Annotated in this window: 7 protein-coding genes; all 7 read left to right on the top strand. The window is 37.7% G+C overall.

Translation table 11 applies throughout. The features are described from left to right. The first annotated feature begins 472 nt into the window (after window positions 1-472). Complete coding sequence (locus tag MR062_RS09115; RefSeq protein ID WP_242203846.1) at window positions 473-3,868, top strand: DUF4955 domain-containing protein; 3,396 nt, start codon at window positions 473-475, stop codon at window positions 3,866-3,868. A gap of 380 nt (window positions 3,869-4,248) precedes the next feature. Beyond that, window positions 4,249-7,002, top strand: a complete 2,754-nt coding sequence (locus MR062_RS09110) for a DUF4955 domain-containing protein (protein ID WP_242203845.1) — start codon at window positions 4,249-4,251, stop codon at window positions 7,000-7,002. A gap of 448 nt (window positions 7,003-7,450) precedes the next feature. Continuing rightward, a complete protein-coding gene (locus MR062_RS09105; RefSeq protein ID WP_242203844.1) occupies window positions 7,451-7,825 on the top strand; it encodes a response regulator transcription factor in 375 nt (124 codons plus the stop codon). Between the two features lie 148 nt (window positions 7,826-7,973). Then, on the top strand, window positions 7,974-8,954 hold the full coding sequence (locus tag MR062_RS09100) for a HEAT repeat domain-containing protein (RefSeq protein ID WP_242203843.1): 981 nt from the start codon (window positions 7,974-7,976) through the stop codon (window positions 8,952-8,954). Between the two features lie 2 nt (window positions 8,955-8,956). Continuing rightward, entirely contained in the window at window positions 8,957-10,387 is a 1,431-nt protein-coding gene (locus tag MR062_RS09095) for a glycosyltransferase family 2 protein (RefSeq protein ID WP_242203842.1), read from the top strand. Window positions 10,388-10,415: 28 nt separating this feature from the next. Beyond that, window positions 10,416-12,830, top strand: coding sequence for an LTA synthase family protein (locus tag MR062_RS09090; protein ID WP_242203841.1), 2,415 nt, complete (start codon window positions 10,416-10,418; stop codon window positions 12,828-12,830). An 18-nt stretch (window positions 12,831-12,848) separates the two neighbouring features. Then, window positions 12,849-14,099: a YaiO family outer membrane beta-barrel protein gene (locus MR062_RS09085; protein WP_242203840.1), complete on the top strand. Its 1,251-nt coding sequence runs from the start codon at window positions 12,849-12,851 to the stop codon at window positions 14,097-14,099. Window positions 14,100-14,101 lie beyond the last annotated feature (2 nt).

Raw genomic sequence — 14,101 nt, 5'->3', positions numbered from 1 at the left:
TTATGGATTCCTACTATCTGTCTGCCCCATAGACAGGTTTTTTAAGTTTACACAATCCATTATAGAGATTACTTCGAAATTAAAATTTCTCGTAAACGTCTATTGATTACACCCAAGGTTTTCCCTTTCTCATATTAACTTTCTACTTACCCTCATTACGAATAACAAAAAAGGTTTTTAATCTTTAATAACCAAGCCCAAATGACCTTTCATATCCAAATGGTATTTTAATCCCAATCAACAATTGCTCTTTGTATTCTAAGCACAACTTTCATTTGGTCCAATAAACGATAGTTTTTCTTTTCTTTTTTTGATTGAAGTGATTTTTTAGTCCACAAAAAATAAGGAGTTTTAAACCCTAGACCTGTTTACCCCTTGTAGATGAACAGATTACCACCCTGTAAAACAATCTTGAGTTCCTAACTTGCAGATATCAAAAACTATACTCTCATTTAATTAAACTCTCAAAATCATGAAAAAAACTATCTACGCGCAATATGCTATTATTGTGTTACTAAGCTTAGCTTTTAGCCAGATAAAAGCCCAAAACCCCAGTGCATTATATCAAAACTGGAAAACGGCACAAGATAATTTAAAGGACAGTGACCCCAATAACGATTATACCCCAACACTGCCCGACTTCAGTTTTGCAGGATACCATCATGGAGAGGATGCCTTACCATCGTCGTTTACGCAAGACGTTTATGATGTTACCGATCCAGCCTATGGTGCCGTCGCTAATGACACCATTTCAGATAAAGCAGCCATAAAAAAGGCTATTGCCGCTGCAGAGGCCAATTCCAATGGCGGTATTGTTTTCTTTCCTCCAGGACGTTTTGTGGTTAATGACAGCCTTGTAGATAACCTCAGTGAGGCGATAAGAATTTCAAAGAGCAATATTGTAATTAAGGGCAGTGGCTCTGGAGAAGGAGGTACAGAATTGTACCAAAAGCACAATACCACACATGCAGATATGGCAACCAAGGATTGGGTGTGCCCTTACTTGTTTTTGTTTTGGAACGGCGAGGATTCCGCAAATACTAAAATCACCGATGTAACTGGCGATGCCGAAAGGGAAACATACTCAGTAGAGGTGGCAAGCGCTTCAGGAATTACCGTAGGGCAGTGGATAGAACTGTATGTTAAGAACACGGATACTACCTTCGTAAATGAGGAATTGTCACCTTACACTAAAGATAGCCTTTATGGTCCCACAAATTTAGATATTGTAAATAAAGGGGTTGAAGTAAGGGAAATCCATAAGGTGGTTGCTATAAACGGCAATACAATTACATTTAAGGAACCTATTCATAGAGCTATTAAGGCGACTTATAATTGGCAAATCAATAATTTTAAGGCGCTTGAAGAAGTAGGGGTACAGGATTTAAAATATACAGGGGGCTTTATATGGAAACATTTGCACCATCGGGCGCCACAGGAATTGTATCCTGGCGAGGCTAAAAGTGGGCCACATGCCTATTTAAGTTCCTCGGGGTGGAGCGGTATCCAGTTTGACCATGTAGTGAATGGCTGGATTACCAATGTAGAATTTTCAGATATGTCGCAGGTGGCAGACTTTAAATTTTCGGCCTACTGTTCTGCGTTGAATAATAAATATACAGGGAATGCAGGACATACTTTTTTTAATGCTAATTCGTCTACAGGATGTCTTATTGGCAGGAATATAGATAGTACCACCGATGGTATATGGCATGGCTGCGGGCTCTCTGCCATTTCAATAGGCAATGTACTATGGAGAAATGAGAATCCACAGAATGGGAATTCCGGTATGGATTCCCATGCAAGCCAGCCCAGGGCCAATTTATATGATGCTTGCAAAGGCGGATTCTTTATTAACATGGGAGGCAATGTTAAAGCTTTGCCCAATCATTTAAAGTATCTGGTGCTTTGGAACTTTGAAGGTACGTCTTACCAAAGTACGGATGTGAGATCGTGGCGCCCTAATAACGACACAAAATATGGCAAGGTTATAATGCCCATCATTTCTGGATTAAAGGGGTTTACCATGTCTACTGAAGCTAACCAGTATCAAGTAAACGAATCCCCAGGCACTCATGTTGATGAAGAATCTTTATATGAAACCCAATTAAATTATCGTTTGGGGACATTACCTAGTTGGGTTGCTACTCCAACAAATTTAACAGCAAGCGAAATAACCCCAACCTCAGTAAAACTAACGTGGGATGCCTCCATTGGCAATGAAACAAAATACCAAGTGTTTGACGGTACTACGCTACTAACAGATTCCAATTTTTCGGAGACAACCTTTACACCAAATGCCCTAGTGCCAGAGACTAGCCATACCTTTTATGTAAAGACAATATATTCAGGGACTGTATCTGATGCTGCTTCTGTAACAGCTGTAACATTGGAAGCGGGAAAGATAGAAACTTTTGAAAATTCCCTAGCCGATACTTCTTGGGGGCCTGATTCTTTCGTTGGAGACAATAATGTTACATGGAACACATCTGAAGGCGTTAAACAAACAAGTGGAATATATCTAAATAGTGGTAAGAACATATACATGGAGGGCAAAAGAAAAAATAACGGTATTGGTGCAGAAATCACTTCCTCTACCATACATGGGGGGATAATTGGTTTATCCATAGAATGTAAGAATCTATGGCCCAATAATGTTGATAGGATCATCGAAGTACTTATTAATGGAACCTCTGTACATACAAGTACTCCTAGTACTCATGGTAATATTTATGCAGTTGTTGTACCTACATTAGATATTACTGGCGATTTTACCATAACCATTAGAAATATTTCGGATGATACAGCAGGTAACTCAATAGCCATTGATAATATTGCGTGGACTCCAAAAGACCTTACACCTCCAGAAATCACCTTATTGGGCTCTCAAACAGTAAACTTAACAATAGGAGACACCTACAGTGATGCCGGAGCCACTGCCGATGATAATCTGGATGGAGATATTACAACTGAAATTGTTACGGTAAACCCCGTAGATACCAACAAAGCAGGCACTTATACGGTAACCTATAATGTAAGTGACATTTCGGGCAATGCAGCTACCCAGGTAGCTCGCACGGTAATTGTTAGCGAAAAAACCTATAATGAGACCTTTGTTAATTCTGCTGGATCTGAAGCTTGGGGCCCAGCGACGATAACAGGCTATATGAATGGTCTGACTTGGACATCATCCGATGGAGTAAAGCAATCAAATTTGAACTATATGGATGGAAAGTTTATATACGTACAAGGAAAAAAGGCAAACGGTGGCATTGGGGGTGAAATTACGTCCTCAACATTGTCAGATGGCATAAGCGCCCTATCGTTCGACTGTAAGAACCTATATGAAACAGAAGGCAGGCAGATTGAGGTATTAATTAATGGAAACTTAAAGTATACTTCACCAGTTAATAGTACCCAGAATGTACTGTATACGGTTACGGTTCCCTCAAGTGTGTTGAACATTAGCGGCGATTATACCATTACCATTAGGAACATATCTCCCGTTACGTCTGTAGGCGCCCCGGTAGGCATAGACAATATTTCCTGGACTACTTACACGTCAGGGTCGTCGGCTAAAGGAAGTGGTTCGAAGACACATAAAGCAATTAACGACCAAAACCCTGTCGCTTTGTCTAAGACAATCGTTGCGCCAAATCCATTCTCAACATATATTATAGTTAAGTTATCCCAGGAATTCAATGAAGCTGTTCTTTTTGATGTGGCTGGACGTACCGTATTCAAACAAAACATTAGCGGTGAAAAGGAATTTGTTCTAACACCAAAATCCTTAAACAGTAAAGGGATGTATTTCCTTCAGCTTATAGGAGCTAATACTGTTGAGACCCATAAATTGATTCACAAATAATTGCTTTTTATAACAATACAGTTATATCATTGCTTATAAAAATATAACTAAACTCAAAACTCAGGGCGTTAAAAACGCCCTGAGTATTTTATTCCCTATTCCTATAACCAATAGCCTTTACTAACCTAATTATACAGTTAACCCCTGCTAAAATTGTTGATTAAATCTTTAAGACAACTTTCATTTAGTCCGATAAACGATGTTTTTTACTTTTTTTCCAAATCCTTTAATAGCGATTTAGGCCAGTAAAATAAAGGAGTTAAAAAGACCCGATCTATTTACCCCCTGAACATGAACAGCTTACCCCTCTCCAAAATAATTTTGAGTTCCAATCTTTAAACGACAAAAATTTAACCATTTGTATAACTAAACTAAAAATCATGAAAAAAACTACCATCGCACAATACCTTGTTATTGTGCTATTAAGCTTGGCTTTTACCCAAGGAAAAGCCCAAAACCCTAGTGCTTTATATCAAAACTGGAAAACGGCACAAGATAATTTAAAGGATAGCGATCCTAATAATGACTACACACCAACGCTGCCCGATTTTAGTTTTGCAGGATATCAACATGGAGAGGTTGGTTTGCCTTCGTCGTTTACGCAACAGGTTTATGATGTTACGGATGCAGCCTATGGAGCCGTGGCCAATGACGGAATTTCAGACAAAGAAGCCATAAAATTGGCCATTGCAGCAGCAGAGGCCAATCCCAATGGCGGTATTGTTTTTTTTCCCCCTGGGCGTTTTATTGTAAATGACGCAAGTGTTGACGACCCAGCAGAGGTGATACGGATATCAAAAAGCAATATTGTAATTAAGGGCAGTGGCTCTGGATCTGACGGTACCGAATTGTACCAAAAGGATAATACCACACATCCCAATATGGCAACCAATGATTGGGTGTGTCCTTATTTATTTTTGTTCTGGAACGGCGAGGATTCCGTAAATAATTATATTACCGATGTAACTGGCGATGCCGAAAGGGAAACCTATTCAGTAGAGGTGGCAGACGCTTCAGGAATTAGTGTAGGGCAGTGGGTGGAACTGTATGTTAAAAATACAAATACTAATTTTGTCGATGAAGAATTGTACCCTTATACTACGGCCGACCTTTATCAGCCCCAAAACCTAAAGATGGTTAACGATGGGGTTGAAGTAAGGGAAATCCATAAAGTGGCTGCTATAAATGGCAACACCATTATATTTAAGGATCCCATCCATAGGGCAATTAATGCAACTTACAATTGGAAAATCAATAATTTTAAGGCCCTTGAAGAAGTCGGGATACAGGATTTAAAATATACAGGGGGCTTTATATGGAAACATTTGCACCATCAGGCCCCACAGGAATTGTATCCTAATGAGAGTAAAAGTGGCCCACATGCCTATTTAAGTTCCTCGGGGTGGAGCGGTATCCAGTTTAACCATGTGGTGAATGGTTGGATCACCAATGTAGAATTTTCAGATATGTCACAAGTGGCCCAATTTAAATTTTCGGCCTACTGTTCTGCGTTGGACAATAGGTATGTTAATAACCCAGGGCATAATTATATTAGCACCAATTCGGCAACAAGGTGCCTTGTAGGAAGAAATATAGATGCTACTACAGGCATTTGGCATGGGTGTGGACTCAATTCCGTTTCAATAGGCAATGTGCTATGGAGGAATGAGTCTCCACAGAACGGGAATTCTGGTATGGATTCCCATGCGAGCCAGCCTAGGGTCAATTTATTTGATGTTTGCAAAGGCGGGTTCTTTCTTAACATGGGAGGCTCTACCGCTGCTTTGCCCAATCATTTAAAGTATCTGGTGCTTTGGAACTTTGAAGGTGTGTCTTACAAAAGTACGGACGTGAAATCATGGCGACCTAATACAGAAACAAATTATGGTAAGGTTATAACGCCCATCATTTCCGGATTAAAAGGGTTTACCATGTCTTCCGAAGTTAATCAATATCAAGAAAATGAATCGCCAGGCAGCCATGTTGATGAAGAATCATTATATGAAGCACAATTGGCTTATCGCTTACAAGGGGGATTACCTGATTGGGTAACCGGAGGAGCGAATGTACCTGCAACAGGTGTAAGTGTATCGCCAACTACGGCATCCTTAGTAGTAGGGAGCACACAGGACTTGACGGAAACGGTTTTCCCATTACATGCGACCAATAAAACGGTATCATGGTCTTCCTCAGATATTAGCATAGCAACGGTAGACAGTAATGGGGTGGTTACGGCAATAGCCGTGGGGACTGCTGTAATTACAGTAACCACGAACGATGGTAATTATACAGATGTTACTAATGTAACAGTAACCGAAGCGCCATCAGTAACCACATATACTGAAACCTTTGAAAACTCTCCAGCCGATGATACTTGGGGCCCTGATTCTTTTGTTGGCGACAATAATGTTACATGGACGCTTTCACAGGGTGTTAAGAAAACGAGTGCCTCTTATTTTGGCACAGGAAAATGCCTGTATATGGGAGGCAAATCGACAAATAATGGCATTGGAGGGGAAATCACCTCTTCTGTTATATCTGGCGGTGTTAGTGAAATCACCATAGATTGTATGAAAAAGTGGGGTTCAAAAAACACAAGAACCATGGAAATTATTGTTAGTGATTCTAATGGAACTGTTCTGCAAAGTGATTCTTTTGATGAAAAGCGGTCCACTAAAAATGGTGTAAAATACACCATTACGTATAGCCTTGCTACCCCTGTTACAGGTGATTTTATTTTAACATTTAGAAATATTTCTCCCAACACCGAGACCAATACCATCACTTATGACAACATTAACTGGACAACCTACACTGGATCTGGAAATCAAGCTAAAGGAAGTGGTTCCAATACAAAAACAGAGGCCGTAGCGGTTAACAATCAAGATAATACTATATTATCTAAGACAGTAATTACACCCAATCCGTTTTCATCACAAATAACGGTTAAGCTATTACAAGAGTTTAAGGAAGCTGTTCTATTTGATGTTTCTGGGCGCATCATATTCAAAAAGGATATTAACGGTAAAAAGGAATTTGCTTTAACACCTAAATCCTTAAACAGCAAAGGTATTTATTTCCTTAAGCTAATAGGCAACACTACTGTTGAGACCCATAAATTGGTTCGAGAATAATAACTTTATTGTAACGCAATAAAGCCTTAAGTTAAGATAAACCAAGCTCAAATCCCAGGGAGATATAACACCCTGGGATTTTTTTTCTTTTACCCCAACCCATTGTTACCTCCATTAAGACCACCAAATAATTTCCCTACTCAATAACGTTAACCTTCATTAGTTTATATTAACCAATAGCTTATCCGAATCCTTCAGACCAAATAGCTTTTATCACCCCATCTTCTTAAAGAAATACACGCCACAGCATGTAAAAATTTGGACTGGTAAACACGCATCACTTCAGAGTTCTTCATAATTATTAATGCATTTTAACTAAAATATTTGCATTTCATCGATTTTTTTATATCTTTAACCCGATTTAAGGCGTGAACCAAACCAACCCTAAGAATTAACAACCATTAATTTTTAGAAACCAAATCGCTTGAACTAACTAACACCTACGAGTATGAAAAAAATTGTTTTAGCCGAAGACAATACCACACTTTCCTTATTATTAAAGTTTCGATTGGAAAAAGAAGGCTATGAATTATTCATGGCCAAAGATGGCAAAGATGCCTTAGATCTTATTGAAACACACGAACCAGATCTTATTATAACCGATATCATGATGCCCTTTATAAGTGGCCTTGAAGTGATTAGCCACGTAAGGATTAAACTTGACATGGACACCCCCATTATTGTTTTTTCGGCTGCAGGACAAGAAGAAATGGTGCTTAAAGCCTTCAACTTGGGAGCTAATGATTTTATGGGCAAACCCTTTAGCCCAAATGAACTCGTCATCAGAGTAAAACGGTTACTTACAGTAATACCAATAAGTTAAATCAATTCTTCATCTCTCACACCTCATGATAGACAACCTTCCCCTCTCAGCCAATTTTAACGAATCTCCTTTGTTAATTCAAGTCGCTTGGATTGCAAGTTGTGTCTTACTATCTGTCATTATTTTACTTTCTATATATCTTAAAATAATGCGTTTCCACCTTAGAAAAAAGGATAAGGACAATGCACAATTTAAAAACGAGTACGAAGCATACCTTATAGAATACCTTTATTCTGGCGATACAACAGGTAAAATTAACGAACTACAAGACAGCATCATTCAAAAGTTAAAAGCATCTGTTTCTATAAAGTCCAAACGAAAAATAATTATATCCGTTTTATACAACTTAATGAATGAAGTGTCAGGCGAAATGTCTGTCTCCATCAAACAATTGTATTACAATACCGGACTAATAAATTATGCCCTAAAACGCTTGGAAAGCAAACGCTGGCACATCATTGCCAAAGGTATTGGTGAACTAACACGGTTTAAAATTGATGAAGCGCACCATAAAGTTTCAAAATTTGTAAACCACCCAAGAAGTGAAGTACGCAAAGAAACACAGCTGTATTTAGTGAGTTTGTTTAGATTTGAAGGGCTTTCCTTTTTAAACAATTTAACAACTCCGCTTTCGGAATGGGCCCAAATACAATTATTGGAAACCCTACAGAAATTTGACGACCAACAGATATGCGATATAAGACCTTGGTTAAAATCAACCAATGATTCCGTTGTTCTCTTTGCCTTAAAATTAGCCCAAATCTATAATCAATTTGAAGTCCAGGACACCCTAATGGAATTGTTGGCGCATCCCAAAAAACAAATTAGAATATCTGCCATTCAGGTATTAACACATCTATATGGCGTTGAAGCCAAAGAACTATTAAAGGCTAACTTTAATGACCTGAGTTTAGAAGAGCAAATTTGTTTCTTTGGTATGCTGGAGAAATTAGTAATGCCTTCAGACGAGCCTTTTGTTGAAAAATACCTGTTCCATAAAAACTTTGAAATCCAGCTTTTAGCCCTTAAAATATTGAAATCCATCAATATTGATAAATATATGGGATTGAGCGAAACAACCACAACCGAGAAAGACTCGTCCATGATAAAATTAGTAAACACCTTATAACTATGGATACTAGTACCGTAAAAATCATTTTACAAATACTGCATTACTTGTTTTTTGGATATGCTTTCCTAGCTATTGTCTCCTATATTATATTATCGATAATTTCAGGAAAGGAAACACTCGAATACCTTAAAAAAAACAGTTTTGTTCATTATAAGGATATTTTATCCTCTGCCATGTCGCCTTCCATAACTATTATTGCCCCTGCCTATAACGAAAGTCTTAACGTGGTTGAAAATGTGAGGTCGCTTTTATCCAACCACTATGTAAACTACAATGTTATTATAGTAAACGATGGTAGTAAGGATGATAGTTTAGAAAAACTCATTGAAGCTTACGACTTAGAAAAAATAGACTATATCGTTAATGAGAAAATAAAAACCAAACCGCTGCGTGCCGGGGTTTTCAAATCCAAAAACCCTGCTTTCGAAAAACTTATGGTAGTGGATAAAGAAAATGGGGGTAAAGCAGATGCCCTAAACATGGGATTGAACATTAGCAAAAGTAAATATGTTGCTTGTATAGATGTGGATTGCTTATTACTGGAAGACGCTCTGCAAAAAATGATAAAACCTTTTCTAGATGAAACAAACACTAGGGTCATTGCTGCCGGTGGTGTTATTAGAATTGCCAATTCATGCATTATTCGTGGTGGTAAACTAATAGATGTTAATTTACCGAAGAATTTACTGGTACAGTCACAGATCTTAGAATATTTAAGAGCCTTTTTACTGGGGCGTATGGCATGGAGCCGATTAAATGGATTATTGGTTATCTCTGGAGCTTTCGGGATATTTGATAAGGAAATAGCTATTGCAGTGGGCGGATACGACACTAATACCGTTGGTGAGGACATGGAAATTATTGTTCGTATGCGGCGCTATATGGAGGAGAAAAATGAAAAATACAGGGTTTCTTATATTCCTGATCCTTTGTGCTGGACAGAAGCTCCAGACAGTTATAAAATATTTATTTCCCAACGTAACCGATGGACTAGGGGCACGATAGAAACTTTAAAAAAGCATAGGAAAATTGGATTTAACCCCAAATATGGATCCTTTGGCATGCTAAGCTATCCCTATTGGCTCATTTTTGAACGTCTGGCTCCAATTATAGAAGTTATTGGTCTTATTTACTTTGCTATTTTAATTGTTCTACAAGAAGTGAAATGGGAATACGCATTAGCATTTTTAGTCCTGTCCTACATGTTCTCTGTATTGTTTTCTATTATCGCTATTTATTCGGAAGAGTTAACCTTTCATCAATACAAAAAGAAAGGCACCGGTATTAAACTGGTACTACTAAGTGCTTTAGAACCTTTCTTGCTACATCCATTTATATTATACGCCGCAATTCGCGGGAATTTCGATTACTTCTTCAATAAGAAAAAGAAATGGGGAAGTATGGTAAGAAAAGGACTGGTAACCGTTTAATCAAAGTTGCTTTCAAAAAAATTAATTCATGACATTTAGTTTTCAAACCAAAGACATTTACAAATACCTCCAATTAAGCTTCGCCCTTATCGCTGCTCTATGGTTTTCTAGTTTGTATGAGCTTATTGTTTCCAATACAACTTATACCAATATTTTATTAGCGTTACTAATAAAATTAGTTAACGACTTTTGGTGTGGCCTTATCATAAGCGTTCTATTTGCCCCCTTATACATCCTCATTAATGATCTCGCTAAAACATGGTCTTACACCATCATCAAGATATTATTTACTTGTATTGTAATAATCCAGTTTGCATTGGTAAAATACAGCCTTACCACCTTAATAAATTTGGGAGCCGATTTGTTGGGCTATTCAATTGACGATATTTTTAATACCGTTTCAGCTTCAGAATCGTTCTCTATCACTTACTTTATTCCTTTTATACTATTCCCTGCACTATTCTTTTTCATATTTAAAATAATTAATAAGTACGCCAACAATAGAGCGCTGATTGCAACCGGAGCACTTTTAATTTTGATCTCCGGAAGTTTGAAATTAGTACTTCCCAATACATCTGAAGCAAAGTTTCAAAACAAAATCGCCTTTTTAACACAGGATATTATAAAATTTCAAACCGAAAAAAGACAATTAAATGCCTATAATCTTTCAAACAGAAACGACTACCCTTTACTAAAGCCATTTAATGACACAAAAGATGTGTTGACGCCATTTTTCAACATTAAAGAGGAAAAGCCAAACATAGTCATCATAATAGTAGAAGGTCTTGGAAGTGAATTTATAGGAGACCAAACTTATAGTGGCTTTACCCCCTATTTAGACGGCCTAATTTCAAAATCGTTGTATTGGGAGAATTTTTTAAGCACAACAGGGCGTACATTTGGTGTTATACCCTCCTTATTGGGATCCTTGCCTTTTGGAGAGACAGGCTTTTTAGAACTGCCCAAAACGCCATCCCATATATCCCTTATTAGCGCACTAAAAGCTAATGGTTATACAACCTCCTATTATTCGGGGGACCAATCCAGCTTCGATAAAAAGATTAACTTTTTTGAATATAATGACATTGACCATGTTATTGATGAAAACAAATATGGCCCGGAATACATAAAAACGGAAGCCAATTCCGGAGGCTTCTCCTGGGGTTATCCAGATGCAGAAATATTCAAAAAAACCCTGGCTTCATTAGATGGGAATAAGCAACCAAGGTTAGATATTATTATGACACTATCTAACCACGAGCCTTTTAATTTTCCCAACAAACCTTTTTACGAAACAAAGGTGGACAATATCTTAAATTCAACCGCTAATTTAAACCTTCCTAAAGAAGATATTATAGCGCACAAGGACATTTACACTAGCTTGTTTTACACCGACAACAGTATCAAGGATTTTATGAATGCCTATGCTAAAAGGGAAGATTTCAGCAATACTATTTTTATAATTACCGGCGACCACAGACTCATTCCCATAGCTCAAAAGGACAAGCTATGTCGATTTCATGTGCCTTTGTACATCTATAGCCCTATGTTGAAGCACCCGGAAAAATTCAAATCGGTGTCATCACATTGGGATGTAGCACCCAGCTTACTTTCGTTTTTAAAAACGAACTATAAATTTAACGATATAGGAGAGACTGCCTGGATGGGCGATGGTTTAGATACCTCCAAAACCTTTAGAAACATCCACAAAATACCGCTAATGCGTTACAAGGGCAGTATTAATGACTTTATGTATAAAGACTACTTATATTCTGATGGGGAACTCTATAAAGTCAATGAAAACTTTGGAACCTATAAAGTTACAGAAGAGGCCATTATAAAATCTATGGCCGACTCTTTAATGGCTTTTAAAAAAATGAATGTCTACGTAACACAGCGTAATAAAATTTTTCCAGATTCACTTAATATTTATGTAAAACCAAGCATTGATTTTTCGCAAGAACAACTTGCCATGATCAATACGTTAACCAATGGTCTAAACTTCGATCAAACATTTGAAATTGCCCGGGACAAAGCGTTTAAAAAAGAACGGGATACGGCCCGATTATTATGCGATTACATTTTGAACGAACTGCCCAACCATTCGGATGCCAGAACCTTAAAAGGTCGCACATTGGCTTGGGATGGCGATTATGCTAATGCTGAAACAGAATTATTGAATGTTATTAAACGAACACCTTATTACTACGACAGTTATCTCGCGTTGTTGGATCTATACTGGTGGTCTGAACAAGAAGAAAAGTCGGAAGCAATTTATACTCAAGCCTTAAAAAACAACATTGCAAACCCTGCTTTAGGTTTTAAAATGGCCCATGCCTATAAACGCTTGGAAAATGCTAAACGAGCTAACATCGTTATAGATAGCCTTATTAAAACACACCCAAACCATTCTGAATACTTAACATTTAAAAAAGCCTTATAGTAAAGGCTCCTAGCCAAGATGAATAAACTCCTATTTATATTATTTTTTGTAACTACTTTTTGTTTTTACGGTCAACAAAAAACATTTAATGGCGACCCTGATGCTGCTTTTAAGGTTGCCCGAGAGCTCGCTTTTAACAAACAACGGAAACAAGCACAGGACACCTTAAGGTTAATATTAACAAAGTATCCCAATTACCATGATATCCGTTCATTTTTAGCAAGCACCTATTCCTGGGACGGCGATTACAAAAATGCCAGAGAAGCGTTCGAATATGTATTAAAAAACGACCCAGACCGTAAAGATACTTGGGAAGCAGCCATTAAAAACGAGTTGTATGACGATGCGCCTTTCGATGCCCTAAAAATGGCAAATGAAGCTTTAAAGCATTTTCCCGATAACCCAGATTTATTATACTTAAAAGCCAGTGCAGAAGAAGATCTGGGTAAACCCGAAACGGCATTGGAAACCATAACCTATTTACTATCGAAACACCCAACCCATGAAAAGGCCAAAAACTACAATAACAGTTTAACTCTTAAATTAAGTCGCAACTCTATTGGAATACGATCTTCAGTAGAAATATATTCTGAAGTCTTTGATCCCATGCAATATTATTTAGTACAATATGGCCGACAAACAAAATACGGAAGCTTAAATGCAAAAGTAAATTTTAGCAGACGCTTTTCTGAAAATGGCGTTCAATTTGAAATCGACCTATACCCAAAAATCACAAAAGGCTTATATGCCTATGCTAATTTCGGGGTGTCAAATTCATTTTTATATCCAGATATTCGATACGGTGCCGAGCTTTACAAATCACTCCCCAAAAGCTTTGAAGCTTCTTTAGGTTTTAGAGCATTGCAATACAGTGAAACCACTACTATTTATACTGGATCTGTTGGATGGTACACGGGTAATAGTTACTGGTCTTTCCGTTCATACCTTACGCCTAGCGATTCTGGCTCGAGTTTATCTGGAACTTTAAACTACAGAAAGTACAGAAAAGATGCCAATAACTATTTTAGCATTGATGGTGGCATTGGGTTTTCTCCAGAAGTTTACAGATTCGCATTCGAAGACAACGAAAACGCCATTATCAACCTAAAATCCCAAAAACTAAACTTAGGCTATTTTTTCACTTCCAAAAATGATAAAAATGCTTGGGGCATCCGTTCTGGTGTGGTGCATCAAGAAATTAGTTTTGATCCCGGTAACTATTTCTGGATTTTCGACATTGGCTTATCCTGGAATATTAAGTTTAGGTAAGT

Origin of the sequence: Aestuariivivens insulae (assembly GCF_022662195.1) — a bacterium.
Taxonomy (GTDB): Bacteria; Bacteroidota; Bacteroidia; order Flavobacteriales; family Flavobacteriaceae; genus Aestuariivivens; species Aestuariivivens insulae.
This window is presented reverse-complemented; position numbering and strand designations above follow the sequence as displayed.